The following is a 17454-nucleotide window of genomic DNA, read 5'->3' on the forward strand; positions in this document are numbered from 1 at the left end:
GATTTGTATATTAATTATTAAGATACTGCATTTATCCCCGAGCTTTTAAAATATATAATAAATTTAGAATAAAAAATATTAAGGGGGAGAAAAATTAATGAAAAAGACTTTTGTTTTTAGTTCAATCTTTTTAGTTTCAATTTTATTGTTGGCAACTTTATCTGTAGCCGCTCAGACAACCATTCGAGTGGTTTTATGGGACTATGAGATGTCTCCGGAGTATCATGAGTTAATTAATACTTTTGAAGATAAAAATCCGGATATTGATGTTGAAGTTGTAGATGTTACATCTCAGGATTATGGTGATAAGCTTACAGTAATGCTTTCAGGTGGAGAAGATCTTGATGTTTTTGCTGTTAAAGATATGCCTGGATACTCTAATTTTATCAGTATGAATCACCTGGAACCTCTAAATGATTACATTGAAAGAGATAATCTGGACACTTCTATTTATAGTGGGCTGATGGAAGAAATTAAAATTGAGGGAGAGTATTATGCTATTCCATTTAGAACTGATAACTGGATTTTATTCTATAATAAAGATATCTTTGATGCAGCTGGGGTTGAATATCCAACAAACGATATGACCTGGCCGGAATTTAGAGAAAAAGCTGCTGCTGTAACCAGTGGTTCAGGCAGTGATAAAACTTATGGTGCTTTTATTCAACCATGGATGTCTCTGGCAACAAACTTAGGGGTTCTTAAAGAAGAAGGAGCTACTACTCTTGCCAATGGCGAAGAATATGATTTCTTAAAACCTGGTTATGAACTTTACTTAAAAATGCAGTATGAAGATGAATCGGTAATGCCTTATGGTGAAGCTACAACTTCAAGTGCTCACTATAGAACACAATTCGAATCCGGTAAAGTTGGAATGGTATATATAGGTACCTGGAATATTGGAGCTCTTATTTCTGATAAAAAAGCTGGTAGACATGATGTTAACTGGGGAATTGCCAAGTCTCCTCACTGGGCTGATATGGAAGAACCTGATACAGCAATTTCTATCGTAACTCCAATGGCTATCAACTCTAATAGTGATAAAAAAGAGGAAGCCTGGAAGTTCATTAAGTTTGCAGGAAGTGAAGAAGGTGCCAAGATTTTTGCTAAACACGGTGTATTACCCGCTGTAAAAACTAAAGAAGTTCTTGATGTATATACTTCTGCAGATGGTTTCCCGAAAAACTCTGCTGCAGCACTTGAAGCTAAAAAATTACTCTTAGAATTCCCACCTGCACCTAATGCTGGAGTAATTAGTTCAATTATTCAGGAAGAACATGAGTTAATTATGTTAGATGAAGTATCAGTAGATGAGGGTATTGATAATATCGAAAGAAGAATAGATATGGAATTAAACTGGTAGCTTATAACTTATCTGGACGGGTTAATTATTAACTCGTCCAGATAATTAAATAGCAGTAGGAGGTGACCGGGAAACCGGAAATTATGAAATTTATCAAAAGTTTCTTTAATAATATATTTAAAAGCAGTGATTCTGGAGTAATGGTAAGTAAAAATAGAAAAACTGCTTATTTTTTTCTGTTACCTAATTTTATTGGGTTTTTTATTTTTACTTTAATTCCAGTAGCGATTGCCTTTTTTCTTTGTTTTGTTCGCTGGGATTTTTCTAATCCAATGCGTTTTGTGGGCTTAAAAAACTTTGCTTATATGTTTCAGGATCAAACCTTTTTAATTGCTCTAAAAAATACATTTTTCTTTACCTTAGTCTCTGTACCTTCAACTATGGTTATTTCGCTGGGTCTGGCAATTTTACTAAATAAGATTATAAAAGGTGTTAAATTTTTAAGAACAATGTATTTTATTCCTTATATCACTTCAATGGTGGCGGTGGCAATAGTCTGGAATATGCTCTACAGCCCATCTATGGGTCCAATCAATAATTTTTTGAGGAATATGGGAGTTAATAATCCACCTGGCTGGACTGCATCAACTGATTGGTCAATGATTGCAATTATTATAATGAGTGTCTGGAAACAGATTGGTTATTATATGGTTATTTATCTGGCCGGACTGCAGGGGATACCCTCTCATCTTTATGAAGCAGCAACAATTGATGGAGCAAACTCCTGGCAGAAGTTTAGATATGTTACCCTGCCGATGTTAACACCTACAACATTCTTTGTTAGTATTATGCTTTTAATCGGATCTTTTAAGGTCTTTACTCAGGTTATGGTTATGACCAGTGGTGGACCTGGCCGTTCCAGTAATGTTTTAGTTTATTATATTTATAATCAGGCGTTTGTCTATAATAGATTTGGTTATGCTTCTGCAATAGCCTTTGTTTTATTCTTTATAGTCTTAGCAATAACTATTTTCCAGTTTAAAAAAGAAGAGAAATGGGTTAATTATACTTGATAATTTGGAGGTGAAGGAGTTATTATGTCAACAACTAAAAAAACTTTCGTTTATTTCTTATTGTTACTTGGTGCTGCCGTGATGGTTTTTCCTTTTGTCTGGATGCTTTCGGCCTCTATCAAAACTAATATTCAGGTTTTTGAATATCCAATCCAGTGGATTCCTGATAATCCTCAGTGGCAGAATTATATTGAGATCTGGAAGCAGATTGATTTTTTGACATATTATAAAAATACTATCTTTTTAACATTGGTAGTTACAGGTTTAAGTCTTTTTACCAGCAGTCTGGCTGCCTATGCTTTTTCTAAAATTGAATTTCCCGAGCGAAATTTATTATTTTTATTATACATAGGTACTATTGCGGTTCCGTTTCAGGTTATTATGATCCCGCAGTTTATGATAATCAGAAATATCGGTTTAAGTGATTCGCTCTGGGCTCTGGTCCTGATTCAGGCATTTACTCCTTTTGGGGTGTTTTTATTGAGGCAGTTTTTTATGAGTATTCCGAATGAGTTAAGTGAAGCAGCAAGAATTGATGGTTTAAATGATTTTGGAATCTTTACAAAAATTGTTCTGCCGCTGGCTAAACCGGCTCTGGCAACTCTGGCAATTTTCCAGTTTGTATTTGTCTGGAATGATTATCTGGGACCACTAATTTATTTATCATCTGACAGCAATAAAACTATTCAGCTGGGAATAATGAAGTTTATGACTCAATATTCATCTGATTATGCTTTGATTATGGCAGCTTCTGTAGTAGCTGTAGTTCCAGTAATAATTGTTTTCTTATTTTTGCAGAAATATTTTGTCGAGGGTATTGCAATGTCTGGTATTAAAAGCTAATTTTGACTAGCTAATAATTACAAAGTATTTATGCAAAAGTTTACTATTTAAATATTGAGGAGAATTGTTATGACAGAGCGAAAATTTTGGTTAGAGAACATGTTTAAAATTACTGATCCTGTTTTAGAAAATTTAAGTCAGGAAAAATTAAAAGTTGAAATGCCGGTTGAAGGTGAAGATGATAGAGTTAAATTCAGTTATCTGGAAGCCTTTGGCCGCACACTGAGTGGGATTGCTCCCTGGCTTGAACTTAATTCTAAAGAGGTGGATTTAGATTCGGCAGAAAAGAAAAGGTTGGAGAAATATACTAAGTTAGCACGAAAGTCAATTAAAAATGCAGTCAACCCTGATTCTGCAGATTATATGGTTTTTGCTGACCAGATCAGGCAGCCGCTTGTTGATACTGCTTTTTTAGCTCAGGCAGTTATTAGGGCTCCTCAGGAACTCTGGCAGAAGCTTGACCAGCAGACAAAAAATAATCTGGTTAAAGCTTTAAAAAGCAGCCGGGCGATAAAACCATACTACTGTAACTGGCTTCTTTTTTCAGCAATGGTCGAGGCAGCTCTTGCTTTTATGGGAGAAGATTATGATTCAGTTCGAATTGACTATGCGATGAGGGAACATCTGGGCTGGTATCTGGGAGATGGAGTTTATGGTGACGGACCAGAATTTCACTTTGATTATTATAATAGTTTTGTAATTCAGCCGATGATGCTCGATATTATTAAGGTAATGAAAGATAAAGACCCGGAAATTGCTGAGATGGAAGCAGAAGTTTTAAGCAGAGCTCAGCGCTATGGAGAAATTTTAGAAAAAATGATTGCTGCTGATGGAAGTTATCCACCGATTGGTCGTTCTATTACCTACAGGTTTGGAGTTTTTCAGCTATTATCACAGCTTTCATTAAATGAGCAGCTGCCTGAATCCTTAAATCCGGCTCAGATAAGAACAGCTTTAACTGCTGTAATTAAAAAAGTGATGTCTGCAGAGAATGTATTTGATCAGAATGGTTGGTTGAATATTGGCCTTTATGGTAATCAGCCTGATTTGGGTGAACATTATATTAATACAGGCAGTCTTTATCTGGCAAGTGAAGTGTTTTTAGCTTTAGGACTTGATAATAGTTCAGAATTCTGGTCAGCTCCAGCAGAAGCCTGGTCTGCTAAAAAAATCTGGAGCGGAGAAAATCTGGCTGCAGATCATGCACTTTAAAGAGGTGGAAAGATGAATTTTTATGATTTAAGTAAATCTTTAGAATCTGATTTTAATCAAAATGAGCTATTTTTGAAAAATATTGAGGATAAGATAAATAAGCTTAAAAAATCTAAAGTCTTAAATAAAGAATTAAATCAGCTTAAAGAAAGTGCCGAAAAATATACTGAAAAAGCTGTTCCAGTTTTAAGCTTAAGTGATTTTAAGCGTTTTTTTGAAAACGGTTCCCGTAAAGAATATGAAAATAAGTATTTTGCAAGAAGAGAGGCTTTATGTTCACTGGCTGTAATGTCACTGGTCAGTGAGCATCAAGATAAATATTTAAAGGCTTTAGAAGAAGTTATTTGGGAAATTTGTGGAGAATTCACCTGGGCTCTACCTGCACATCTAGACTGGGATCAATATAGTAATGATTCTAGCTCAAAGACAGGCTCAAGGATTTCATCTCTGAAAAATTGGCAGGCTGCTGATGATTTTATTAAAAATTCTAAAGAGGTAATTGATCTCTTTGCAGCAGAAACTTCTTTTGCTCTAGCAGAAATTGCTTATTTTTTGGAATCAGAACTGGATAATCTGCTTTTAGAGAGAATAAAAAATGAAATAATAGAGAGAGTACTGCTGCCATTCAGTGATTTGAAAAATTCATATCACTGGGAAAGTTTAAAAATGAACTGGTCAGCAGTTTGTGCTGCTTCTATAGGGAGTTCTGCTATTTATCTGCTGAAAGACAGGGATGAACTGAGCAGAATTTTAGCACGAGTTCTTAAAAGTCTGGATGTCTATCTCTCTTCTTTTGCTGAAGATGGCATTTCTCAGGAGGGACCATCCTACTGGAATTATGGTTTTTCATTTTATACATATTTTGCTGATTTACTAAAAAAGAGATCTAATAATCAAATTGATTTATTTGATTCTCAAAAAGTAAGAAAAATTGCTCTTTTTCAGCAGAAATTTTTTCTAAGTGGAGACCAGGTTATTTCATTTTCTGATACCACTCTTACTTTTAATTTCCGCGCCGGACTCAGCTCAAAATTGAAAGAGAATTATCCGGAACTTAAACTGCCTGAATTAAAATATCGGGCTGATTTTCACAGTGACAGCTGTTACCGCTGGCCTCATGTTATTAGAGATTTATTCTGGCTGCAGCCGGAATTTTTTGCTGAAAAAAAGATCCAGATTGAGGCTGGTTCTGAAACAGCTAAACTTGATGCTGGTCTAGATAAGCTTTATCAGAACGAGAGCTGCAGCTATGAAACAGAGGCAGAGTGGCTTATCTATAAAAATAAGATTAAAGGCAATAAGCTGGCTGTAGCGGCAAAGGCAGGAAATAATAATGAGCCCCACAATCACAATGATTTGGGAAGCTTTATTTATCATTTTGCTGGAGAGAGTTTTCTGGTAGATCCAGGAAGTGGAGAATACAGCCGAGATTATTTTGGGGCTGGACGCTATGACTATCTTGTTAACAGCTCTCGCGGTCATTCGCTTCCTATTATTGCAGGACAAAATCAGACTGCAGGAGAAGCTGCTGCCAGCAGTGAAAATAAATTTGAAAAAGAAAGTAAAGAGCTTAAATTTTCTTTCAGGCTGGAAAAGGCTTATAATTTGAAAAGTCTAAAAGACTATCAGCGGCAGTTTATAATTAATAGAAAAAGTGGCCATCTAATTGTAAAAGACAGTTTTAGTTTTACTGGAGAGGAAACTATAACTGAGAGATTTGTCAGCTTTTTTGAGGCAGAAGAGGCTGGAGATAATTTAATTAGGCTTAAAGGTAAAAACAATTCAGTTTTAATAAAATATGAAGCAGAGATCTTTAGTTTTAAGCTGGATTCTGAAGAATTTAAAGCCCACAGTGGAGAAATAAAAAAATTATATTTGCTTGATTTTAAACTTAAAGAAGAAGTTTGTTCTGGGAAATTTAGCTTTGAGATTTTTCCCGATTTATAAATTAAATTTCAATTCACTTTACTTAAATATAAGCGAGAAAGGAAGATGAAAAATGGCAGAAAATAAAGGAGAAAATTATATAGGGGCACTGCACGATGAAGATTATAAAGAAAAATATTTTGAACCGTTAATTGATCATAATTCTATGGTCTATGATGTAAGCAGAGAGAAGGAGTCACTTAACGGACGCTGGAATTTTCAGATTGATCAGTATGACACCTTTTTAAGAGCTGACTGGTATGCAAATGAAAAAGAAGACAAATCAGGTCTGGAATTACCATTAGACCATGATTTTGAGCAGTGGGAGGAAATTAAGGTTCCTGCCTGCTGGAATACTCAATCAGATAAATACCTCTACTATGAGGGACCGGCAATTTACAGTAAATCATTTAAATATATAAACCATGGTGAAGATAAAGTTTTTCTCAAACTGGGAGCAGCTAATTATGACAGCTATATTTTCTTAAATAAAAAATTTGTGGGTCATCATCAGGGTGGTTCAACTTCTTTTATGCTTGAGATTACAGAGCATTTAGAAAAAGAGAATGACTTACAGATTGTGGTTGATAATACCAGGCGCAGAGAAGCAGTTCCGACTAAAAACACAGACTGGTTTAATTATGGTGGAATTTATAGAGATGTGGAACTGATCAGATTACCGGAAACCTACATTAAGGATTTTTCGCTGGCCCTGGCAGCAGATTCCTATCAGGAAATTGATTTAAAACTGGAAGTAGTCGGAAAAGACCTAAATGAAGAGGCAGAAATTAGAATTCCAGAACTTGAAATTGAAGAAAAAATTCAGCTTGAAAATGCTAAGGCTAAAGTTACTATAGCAGCTGAGCCTGAGCTCTGGAGTCCTGATAATCCTAAATTATATCAGGTTATTTTAAGCTATGCCGGAGATCAAATTGAAGAGAAAATTGGCTTCAGACAGATTGAAGTTGAGGGTAGAGATATTTACTTAAACGGAGAGAAAATTTTCCTTAAGGGAATAGCTACTCACGAAGAAAGTGTTGCCAATGGAAAAGCGGTAACTGAAGCAGAAGTAATTGAAAATATCAAGCTGGCCAAAGAGATGAACTGTAACTATATTCGTCTGGCTCATTATCCACACAGCTATAAGGTTGCTCAGATTGCAGATCAAATGGGGGTTATGCTCTGGGAAGAGATTCCGGTTTACTGGGCTATTGATTTTGAAAATCCAAGAACTTATAATGATGCGGAAAATCAGCTTTTAGAGTTAATTAAGAGGGATATTAATAGAGCCAGTGTTATTATCTGGTCTGTTGGAAATGAAAATGAAGATACAGATGCCAGGCTGGAGTTTATGAGCGGACTTGCCAGCAAAGCAAAAGAGGTAGATCCAATAAGACTTGTCTCTGCCGCCTGCCTGGTTGACGAAAAAAACAACAGAATTGCTGATAGGCTGACCGAATATCTTGATATAATTGGACAGAACGAATATTATGGCTGGTATATCCCTGATATTACAAAATTAATTGACTGTATGGAAAACTCCAAGCCTGATAAACCAGTAGTGATTACTGAGTTTGGAGCTGGAGCTTTAAGTGGAGAGAGGGGAACAAAAGATGACCTCTTTACAGAGGATTATCAACTTCAAGTTTACAAAAAGCAGACAGAGGTGCTGGGAGAGATTGAATATATTAAGGGTTTAAGCCCCTGGATTTTATTTGATTTCCGCTGTCCAAGAAGAACTAATAAATACCAGCAGGGATATAACCGCAAAGGACTGCTTTCTCCTGATAAGAGCCATAAAAAGCTGGCCTTTTACGAAATGCAGAAATTTTATTCTGAACTTTAATTAAAGAGATTTATTAAAGTGACTTCAAATAAAGGCAATCTATAATTGACTCCTGCTGGTCTGGTAATTAAGGCGGCAGGAGTTTTAAAAATCTATGGAAAAGGGGGTGAAAATTTAATAGAGATTAAAGGCTTTTGTATTTCTCTATTAAATATATGATGAAACTATCTTTTAGTACATTAGCCTGTACAGACTGGAGTATAAATAAAGTTATTAATTATGCTGTTGAAAATAATTATGATGGGGTTGAATTAAGAGCTAAAGAGCCACATCTAAGTGTTGATTATTCTCAGGAAGAACGCAAAAAATTGAAAGAATTATTTGAAAAAAACAAGCTGGAGATTCCCTGTATTACAGCCTATACACGATTTGGTTATCAGGATTTTAGTCTGCGCCAGGAGAATATTGAGCAGCTGAAAAAGATGATTGACCTGGCAGCTGATATCGGTGCTGATTATATTAGAACATTTGGGCCGGCAGCTGAGAATTCTTTTGGCCTGGAAGATGTGATAGCCTGGATTAGAGAATCATTTTTGGAAATTGATGATTATGCGGCAGACAGAGGAGTTAAAGTCCTGCTGGAAACTCATGATGATCTCTGTCAGGGTAAGGATTTAATTAAAATATTTGAGAATTCCGGCTTGAAAAGCTGTGGGATTTTATGGGATGTGGCTCACTCAGTTAGAGCCGGTGAAGAGATGTCAGAAACAATCAGTTATATAAAAGATTATATTTATCATGTTCATCTGAAGGACTGGATTAATTTAGCTGAAGCTGAAGATCATTATGTACTGCTTGGGGCTGGAGAGCTGGAGCTTAATCAATTATTAAGCAGTTTAAATGATATTGATTATAGCGGCTATCTTTCTTTAGAATGGGAAAAAATGTGGCATCCAGAGATTGAGGAATCTGAGATTGCTATAACCCAGTATTCACAAAAAATAAAGAATGATTTTTTGAAAAATAGTAAGCAAATAATTTAGGAGGTAATTTTATGGAAGAAGTAGGATTTGCAGTTGTTGGGGTTCGTAATTTTGCCGACAGTTATCTTCATAACCTTGAAGAGCTTGAAGCAGAGGGGAAAATGAAACTGACTGCTGTTGTAGTTAAGGATCAGGTTAAAAATGCTGAAAAAGTTAGAGAGCTTAGACATAAGGGGATTGCAATTTACAGTTCATATGAAAGTCTGTTAAAAGATGCTAAAAATAGTGTTGACATAATTGGACTGCCTGTCTCTATTCCGACTCATGCTGAAATGGCAATTGAAGGTATGAAAGCAGGTTATGATATTTTGATGGAGAAACCACCTGCACCAACTGTTCAGCAGTTAGATGCAATTATGAAAACGGAAAAGGAAACAGGTAGATTTACTTCTGTCGGTTTTCAGTTTATTCATTCTAATACAATTAGAAAAATTAAGCAGTTTATTTTAGAGGGTAAGTTAGGTGAAATTAAAGAAATAGCAGCTAAGGGATTCTGGCCCCGCTTTAAATCTTATTATGATCGTAATGACTGGGCCGGTAAAAGTATAGAAATGGGAAAGCTTGTTTTAGATGGTCCAATGCATAATGCCTTTGCCCACTATTTAAATAATATGATTTTTCTGGCTGGTAATGACATGCAGAGTTCAGCTGCATTAAAAAGAGTGCGGGCAGAACTTTACAGAGCTCACAGCTATATTGAATCTGATGATAACTCCTGTTTGGAAGCTGAAACTACCACCGGGACAAAAATCTATTTTTATGTAACTCATGTTCCTGAAAAACTTAGACACCCTTATATGGAAATTGTGGGAACAGAGGGTAAGATAGAATGGCATATGGAAGAGGAGAAGACAAAAATTGAATTAAATAATGGTCAGGTAATTGAGATGGATAATGAAGGTCTAAATCCTCATCAGGAAGTATTTAGAATAGCAGCAGATAAAAAGCTGGGTCTGATTGAAGAATTATACTGTACTCCTGAAAACACAAGAAGTTTTACTGTGGCAATTAATGGAGCTTATGATTCAGCTAAAAAAATCAAAGCTATTCCCCAGGATTTAGTAGAAGAATTTACTAATGACGAGGGAGAATACCAGACAGTTTTAAAGGAGATTGATGATTTAATAGATCAGGCTTTTGCAGAAAGGAAATTAATATCTGATCTTGAGCAGGTAGACTGGGCAGTTAAAACAGAATGGATAAATGTGGAGAACTATACTGCTTTTAATCCATTTAAGTAAGGGAGGATTTGGTTAAATGAAGAATAAAAAGTTTAATTATAGTTCTCTTAAAGAACTGAGGTCAGATCTCAATGGGATTGATTTTGAGCTGCCCCTGTCGGGGAATACTGAAGTACTGAAAAATCAACTCAAAACAGAAAGGAACATAATTCCAAATCGGATTGCAATTCATCCGATGGAGGGAGCAGATGCTAATGATGATGGAACACCTTCTGAGCTGACCAAAAGAAGATACAAGCGTTTTGCTGCTGGTGGAGCCGGTTTAATCTGGCTGGAGGCAATAGCTGTTGATAAGGGTGGAAGAGCTAACAGCAGTCAATTATTCTTAAATAAAGCTAATCTCGCTAAATTTAAGGAATTAATCACCTTAATAAAAAAAGAATCTGACTGTAATCCCTATACAGTAGCCCAGTTAACTCATTCTGGCCGCTTTGGAGAAAATAAGCTAATAGCTGCTAGAGATAAAAAGCTTGATTCTGTATCCATATCAGAAAACGATTTCCAGATTATAACTGATGCTGAACTTGAGCAGCTGCAGCTAGATTACTTAAATGCGGCTAAACTGGCAAAAGAGGCCGGTTTTGAAGCAGTGGATATTAAAAGCTGCCACCGCTATTTACTTTCAGGACTGCTGGCAGCTAAAAATAGAGATGGTAAATATGGTGGGAGTTATGAAAATCGGACAAGATTTCTAAAAGAGACAGTAAAAAAGGTTAAAGCAAATGTAGACATTGATATTGCAGTTCGCCTAAATATCTATGATGCTATAGCCGGAGGCTGGGCAGCAGATGAGGATGGAAAGCCTGAGCTGAAAGAGTCAGCCAGACTGATCAGGGAGCTGGAGGAACTCGGGGTACAGCTGATAAATATCACTGCCAGCACTCCTTATTTAAAACCACATGTTAATCGTCCCTATGATAATGGTGGTTATCAGCCTCCAGAGCCTCCTCAGATTGGGGTTAAAAGATTGCTCTCTTTAACTAAGTTTACTAAAGATAACTTGGAAAATGCACTGGTTGTCGGAACAGGATTTAGCTGGCTGAGGCAGTTTGGAGCTAATGCAGCAGCAGGAATGATTGAAGAAGGCTGGACTGACTTAGCTGGTTTTGGCCGCCAGGGATTTGCCTATCCTGATTTTGCCAGAGATATTTTCGAAAAAGGAGAAATGGATAAATCGAAAGTCTGTATCAGCTGCAGCAAATGTGCTGAGCTTAAGGCCAACAAGAAAAAAGCTGGCTGTGTGATTAGAGATCAGGAGCTTTATCTACCTATTTATAGAGAACTGCAGCAGGAAAGGCAAGAAAAAGAAATAGTATATTCTGTGGAGGAGTAAAATTATGTGTAAATTAAAAATGAACAGTATTTTCTCCTGCTCTTGACATATTTAAGTGGGCGGAAAATAATGATATAGCTTCCTGGGATAATTATCCTACAAATGAAGATGCACCTGCCGATATAGCGATGAATCATGATATAATTAGGAGTTTAAAAAACGGTAAGCCATTTATTTTAATGGAGCAGACTCCAAGCCAGCAAAATTGGCAGGACTATAATGCATTAAAAAGGCCTGGAGAAATGAGGCTGCAGAGCTATCAGACAATTGCTCATGGTGCTGATGGTATAATGTTTTTCTAGTGGTCCAAGTATTGATCTTGAATATCTTGATCAGATTAAAAATTACTATCATGCTTCTTATAATAATATTGCTGTAGATTTTTTAATTCCAGATGCTGATTTTTATGCTGGCAGACCTGCAGTTACAGAAAATGATTTTGGAAAAGGTAAAGCAGTTTATATAGCGACAGAACCTGAACCAAAATCTTTTCTTCGGATAATTAATTGACAATTATGAATAGTAGTGCTATTATAAAAATAGAGGAAAATGTAAAATAAGAACATTTTTTTAGAATAAAGCTACTTATATATTTAATAAATAAGATTGAATTTATACACTTCTAAATTAAATCCCACTTCAGAGAAATTTACTTTACTCCAGATTTGAATTTTATTTCAATTCTTATACTCTCTACTTTATTTACTTCACTTTTTTTAAAACCCATTCAATTTATTCTAACTAAATCACCAGCTTATTAAAAAGTTTAAGATTGTGAAAAATATTTCATTTATCTTTACATATTAAATTACTCTACTCCAGCCTACATAATATTTAAAGGAGGTTGTTTTTAAATGTTGAGTAGAGTGCAGAGCTTAAGTATGGTTGTTTTGATTCTAGGTGTGGCTTTTCTAGCTTTTAATTTATCAGTTTATGCAGCAGATGTAATGATGGAGCACTGGGGAGAATATCAGGGGAAACAGGTATATCTCTACACATTAACAAATGACAGTGGTGCAGAAATGAAAGTGACAAATTATGGGGGAAGAATAACTGCTCTAAAAATACCTGACAAAGATGGCCAGCTGGTTGATGTAGTTTTAGGTCTGGACAGTCTGGATGGATATTTAAATAACCCAAATAATTTTGGTGCTGCTATTGGAAGATATGGTAACAGAATCGCTGATGGACAGTTTACTCTGGATGAGAAAAAATACTTTATTGCTCAAAATAATGGTAATAATCATCTTCATGGTGGTTTTGTTGGTTATGATCAGAGAGTCTGGAATATTAAAGTGTTTGAAGAAAATGGAGAAGTAACTTTAGTTTTGAGCTACTTGAGTCGTGATGGCGAGGAAGGTTATCCCGGGGATTTAGATATTGAAATGAGCTATACGTTAACCAACAGTAATGCTTTGGTAATTAATTATCGGGCAGTAACAGACCAACCTACAATCTGTAATTTAACAAATCACTCCTATTTTAACTTCAATGGAGCTAATGACACTATTTTAGATCATGAGTTGATGATTAATGCAGATACCTATACTCCAATTGATAATGAATGGATTCCCACCGGTGCGATTGCTGATTTAGGAGGGACCCCAATGGACTTTGGAGAGCCTACAGAAATTGGTGCTAGAATTAATGATAATTTTGTGCAGCTAGAAAATGGAGCCGGTTATGATCACAATTATGTTTTAAATACTAAAGGAAATTTAAATGAAGTAGCTGCTACTCTCTATGATACAGGCAGTGGAATTATGATGGAAGTATATACAACTGAACCCGGAATTCAACTCTATACAGGTAATTTTTTGGATGGTTCTATAACTGGGAAGGAAGATAAAGTATATGACAAACACTATGCAGTTTGTTTAGAAACTCAGCATTTTCCTGATTCACCAAATGTAGATTATTTCCCTTCTACAGTGCTGAGACCAGGGGAAGTATACGAAACAACTACAATTTATGATTTTAGTACTAAATAATTTATCTGCAGCTGAAATGATATCAGTAAAAATTTAATTGTGAGGGATTTAAAAGGAGGTAAGAAAATGTTGAAGAAGATATCCTTAATTACTTTCAGTTTAATGCTTATTGCTGTTTTATTTACAGCAACTGCAGCTGCTCAGGAAGGAGAAGATCCTGTAGAAATTTATTTCTTTCCCGGTGGTAGTCCAGGTGGAACTTTTGCCACTGTAGTTTATAATGGAGCTGTTAAAGCTGCAGAAATTCTAGGTGATAGAGTAAATGTACATTATATGTGGTCAGAATGGAGCCCTCAGATGATGGTCAGTCAGTTTCAGCAGGCTGTAGCAGCAAATCCGGATGGAATTGCTGTTATGGGACACCCTGGTGATGATGCTTACGAGCCTTTTGTAGAAGAAGCCAGAAAAAAAGGAATTATTGTTACCAGTCAGAATACAACCTTACCTCGTCTGGAAGAAAGATATAAGGCAGATGGCTTTGGTTATGTAGGTCAGGAACTTTATCCTTCCGGACAGCTCCTAGGTAATGGCTGTGTAAATCGTTTTGAACTAGGAGAAGGAGATAAAGCCTTAGTCTGGGGTCTAAAATCCAGACCTACCCGGGGTCAGAGAACTCAGGGGGTTATTGATGCCTTAGAAGAAGCCGGAGTAGAAGTAGATTACATGGAAATTTCTGCAGAGGTTGATAAAGATGCTTCTAATGGTATTCCCGTAATCACAGGTTATCTTCAGTCAAATCCTGACTGTGATTTAGTAGTAACTGACCATGGAAATCTAACAGCTTCTATGCAGTCTTATCTGGAAGCAGCAGATTTTGGTCCAGATGAAATCTATGGAGCAGGTTTTGATCTTTCACCTGCAACAGCAGATGCAATTAGATCAGGCTATACTGATCTGGTACTTGATCAGCAGCCATATCTACAGGGATTTTTACCAGTAATGCAGATTTATTTAACAAAGAGATTCCAATTTTCTGGACTGCATATTGATACTGGAGCTGGTTTGATTCATGAGGGTAATATAGAAATGATTGCTCCACTAGCTGAAGAAGGTATCAGATAAAATAAAGGCTGTTAAAGGGGCCGTAAGGCCCCTGTTGTTTTAACTCAGCTGCTATTAGGTCAGGAGGGAGAAGTATGAGCTTATTAGTTGAAATGAAAAATATTCATAAAAATTATGGCCGCTTAAAAGCTCTGCGTGGAATAGATTTTAATGTTGGAGATAATGAAATAGTTGGTGTTTTGGGAGATAATGGAGCCGGAAAATCTACTTTAATAAAGATTATTACCGGGCTCCATCCTTTTAATGAAGGGGAAATGTATATAAAAGGAGAAAAAATTGATTCCCATAATTACTCAGTTAAAAAGGCTCATCAGCTGGGAATAGAAACTGTTTATCAGGAACAGGCGCTGGCCAAAAAACAAGAACTCTGGCGAAATATTTTTTTAGGACGACAGCTTACAAATTTTCTCGGTTTTATCAATGTTAAAAAAGAAAAAGAAGAGACTCAAAAGATAATGAGAGAGTTAATGGGCTTTACCGGGATTGGAGCCAATCCGGAAGCAAATATTAAAACCCTTTCCGGAGGAGAAAAGCAGGGAGTAGCAATCGGAAGAGCAATGTATTTTGATGCTGATTTAGTTATCCTTGATGAACCAACCATGGCTTTATCCTTACAGGAAGTCAGAAAAGTTTTAAATTTTATTCGAAGTATTAAAGAACAGGGTAAATCATGTGTTTATATTTCTCATAATATTTCTAATGTTTATCCGGTATCAGATAGATTTGTAGCAATTGATAGAGGTAAGGTGGTGGGAGAATATATAAAAGATGAAATTTCTCTGGATCAATTGAATGAAGAGTTGGTATCTGTTACTAAAGTTAAATAAGGGAGGGGTGGAAATGAATTCTAAATTATTAAACTCAAAAATATGGGAAAGATTTAAGACTCAAATCGCTCTGTTTACAATTGCAATTTTTGTTTTATTACTTTTTATTATTACCAGTCCTTCTGTATTTTTAAGTCCTCAGATTTATCGATCTTTTTTAAGTACAGTTCCTTTTGTGGGGGTAATGGCTCTGGGTTTAACTTTGATTTTAGCTATGGGAGAAATTGATCTCTCTTTTCCCTCCGTTATGGCACTGTCGGGATTTGTTTTTGCTTTGACTTTTCAATTTACTGGGAGTGTTTTTCTGGGGATTATTTCCTGTCTCTTAACTGGGGCATTTATAGGAATGTTCAATGGTGTATTAATTACCAAGATAGGAATACCTGCAATTGTAGTAACTATTGGAATGCAGTTTTTTATCAGAGGTTTAAGTAATGTTTTATCTCAGGGAAGAGCTTATTCTATGAAAGTAAGTGACCATATTCTTTATAAAGTTTTTGCTGGAGAAATTTTTAATATACCGGCTCAGGCAATTTGGTTTTTATTATTATCAATTTTACTCTGGGCAGTATTATTTAGACATAAATTTGGAGAACATGTACTTTTTGTTGGTGATAATGAAGATGCAACTAGAATGATGGGGATTAATGTTGATAGAACAAAAATTTATGCTTTTATGATAATGGGAGCAGCGGCTTCTTTTGCTGGAATCCTTGATGTATTTAGAATGAGAACCTGGTGGCCAACAATGGGCGAAGGTTATTTGATGATGACAGTGGCTACAGTATTTGTTGGAGGGACCTCAATGTTTGGAGGAGAAGCAACAGTTTTAGGGACCTTTATTGGTGCTTTTTTAATTGGATCTTTAGAAGCAGGAATTGTTGCTGCTGGTTTGTCTGGCTTCTGGACTTTATTAATTTATGGTTTGTTGATTTTAGTAGCTGTGACAATCCATACAATTATGAATAGATAAAATATGAGTGGATTCAGTAATATTGCTCCTAGGAAAATGCTCCCTGAGAATGAAGAATGAAAGTAGAATCTTCATTTAACGGGGAGCATTGTTATATTTTCTAGTCCAAAATTTTTAATCAAAATCTAAAACCATACTCTTAACATTTACCCCATCAATAGAATTCAATTCTGCTTCTAAAGCTTCAACTTCAGTATTATCTGCGGTTAGATCTAAAATAATCATTCCTTCATCAGCACAGGTACTGCTTTCGTGCATACCGAGACGAGTTTTAATTATACAGCCGTGTTCAGTCAGAATTTTCTGAACTTCCGGAGCGGCATCAGTTCTTTTGTCAATCAAGATTGCCATAATCATCGAATGTTTCATAATATCACTCTCCCTTTTTAAATTCGAGTTTCATATTTTATTATTTAGCTATTAGACATAAGATTCCTTTAAAAATATTATTATAATTAAAAATTGCCAGTTTTTAATTATTAAAATAGAGATGAAAGCTAAAAAGACAGTATTTATTTTCAGAATATTAAAAGGATTATTTCAATTAACACAGAATTATATTAATGACTAAAATTAAATTAAATGGATTTTATTTTTAAAAAATTTTATCATTAAGTTACTTATAGGTGTTTGCAAAATAGGCAAAGAAAATAGTGAAAAACTGTAAGTGATGGGTTTAGTTCAATTTTTAGATTTAAAAAAATTGAATAAGAAAATGTTCTAATAAAATTAAACATGACAAAATAAACCTATGAATACAGGTTTTAAAAAAGATATTAAAAGATTTAAATTCTAAGCAATTAGTGATCTTAAAGATTTAATATTTTCTGGTTTACCCATT

At 35.4% G+C, this 17454-nt stretch carries 15 protein-coding genes and 1 pseudogene; 15 read left to right on the forward strand and 1 reads right to left on the reverse strand.

Translation table 11 applies throughout. The features are described 5' to 3' along the window. The first annotated feature begins 97 nt into the window (after positions 1–97). The 15 genes and pseudogenes from DFR80_RS09445 (at position 98) to DFR80_RS09515 (ending at position 16613) form a co-directional block, all read left to right on the forward strand. Positions 98–1363 carry a sugar ABC transporter substrate-binding protein gene (locus tag DFR80_RS09445; protein ID WP_114489840.1) on the forward strand — a complete coding sequence of 422 codons (1266 nt, stop codon included), beginning with the start codon at positions 98–100 and terminating at the stop codon, positions 1361–1363. 140 nt (positions 1364–1503) lie between these two features. Next, a complete protein-coding gene (locus tag DFR80_RS09450; RefSeq protein WP_114489860.1) occupies positions 1504–2376 on the forward strand; it encodes a carbohydrate ABC transporter permease in 873 nt (290 codons plus the stop codon). A gap of 24 nt (positions 2377–2400) precedes the next feature. Next, entirely contained in the window at positions 2401–3219 is an 819-nt protein-coding gene (locus DFR80_RS09455) for a carbohydrate ABC transporter permease (protein ID WP_114489841.1), read from the forward strand. A 69-nt stretch (positions 3220–3288) separates the two neighbouring features. Then, entirely contained in the window at positions 3289–4431 is a 1143-nt protein-coding gene (locus DFR80_RS09460) for a DUF2264 domain-containing protein (protein ID WP_114489842.1), read from the forward strand. 12 nt (positions 4432–4443) lie between these two features. Continuing rightward, positions 4444–6378, forward strand: coding sequence for a heparinase II/III family protein (locus DFR80_RS09465; RefSeq protein WP_114489843.1), 1935 nt, complete (start codon positions 4444–4446; stop codon positions 6376–6378). A gap of 52 nt (positions 6379–6430) precedes the next feature. Then, a complete protein-coding gene (locus DFR80_RS09470) occupies positions 6431–8203 on the forward strand; it encodes a glycoside hydrolase family 2 protein (RefSeq protein ID WP_114489844.1) in 1773 nt (590 codons plus the stop codon). 155 nt (positions 8204–8358) lie between these two features. Beyond that, positions 8359–9186, forward strand: a complete 828-nt coding sequence (locus DFR80_RS09475) for a sugar phosphate isomerase/epimerase (RefSeq protein WP_147270184.1) — start codon at positions 8359–8361, stop codon at positions 9184–9186. Between the two features lie 11 nt (positions 9187–9197). Continuing rightward, positions 9198–10427, forward strand: coding sequence for a Gfo/Idh/MocA family protein (locus DFR80_RS09480; RefSeq protein WP_114489846.1), 1230 nt, complete (start codon positions 9198–9200; stop codon positions 10425–10427). A gap of 16 nt (positions 10428–10443) precedes the next feature. Further along, positions 10444–11760, forward strand: coding sequence for an NADH:flavin oxidoreductase (locus DFR80_RS09485; protein ID WP_114489847.1), 1317 nt, complete (start codon positions 10444–10446; stop codon positions 11758–11760). Positions 11761–11801: 41 nt separating this feature from the next. Next, positions 11802–12059: pseudogene (locus tag DFR80_RS09490) on the forward strand (beta-galactosidase); the annotation flags it as partial. A gap of 88 nt (positions 12060–12147) precedes the next feature. Beyond that, entirely contained in the window at positions 12148–12270 is a 123-nt protein-coding gene (locus DFR80_RS15590) for a beta-galactosidase trimerization domain-containing protein (RefSeq protein WP_369862719.1), read from the forward strand. A 344-nt stretch (positions 12271–12614) separates the two neighbouring features. Next, a complete protein-coding gene (locus tag DFR80_RS09500) occupies positions 12615–13751 on the forward strand; it encodes an aldose epimerase family protein (RefSeq protein WP_114489849.1) in 1137 nt (378 codons plus the stop codon). 66 nt (positions 13752–13817) lie between these two features. Further along, positions 13818–14813, forward strand: a complete 996-nt coding sequence (locus DFR80_RS09505; RefSeq protein WP_114489850.1) for a substrate-binding domain-containing protein — start codon at positions 13818–13820, stop codon at positions 14811–14813. Between the two features lie 74 nt (positions 14814–14887). Next, positions 14888–15640: an ATP-binding cassette domain-containing protein gene (locus DFR80_RS09510; protein WP_114489851.1), complete on the forward strand. Its 753-nt coding sequence runs from the start codon at positions 14888–14890 to the stop codon at positions 15638–15640. 13 nt (positions 15641–15653) lie between these two features. Further along, the gene (locus DFR80_RS09515; RefSeq protein WP_114489852.1) at positions 15654–16613 is read left to right on the forward strand and encodes an ABC transporter permease; all 960 of its coding nucleotides are present in this window, start codon (positions 15654–15656) and stop codon (positions 16611–16613) included. A gap of 114 nt (positions 16614–16727) precedes the next feature. On the opposite strand, the gene DFR80_RS09520 is transcribed toward DFR80_RS09515, so the two are convergent. Then, the gene (locus tag DFR80_RS09520; protein ID WP_114489853.1) at positions 16728–16982 is read right to left on the reverse strand and encodes a hypothetical protein; all 255 of its coding nucleotides are present in this window, start codon (positions 16980–16982) and stop codon (positions 16728–16730) included. Positions 16983–17454: the final 472 nt, after the last annotated feature.

The sequence above is a fragment of the Halanaerobium sp. ST460_2HS_T2 genome (assembly GCF_003337665.1).
In the GTDB taxonomy this organism is placed as follows: domain Bacteria; phylum Bacillota; class Halanaerobiia; order Halanaerobiales; family Halanaerobiaceae; genus Halanaerobium; species Halanaerobium kushneri.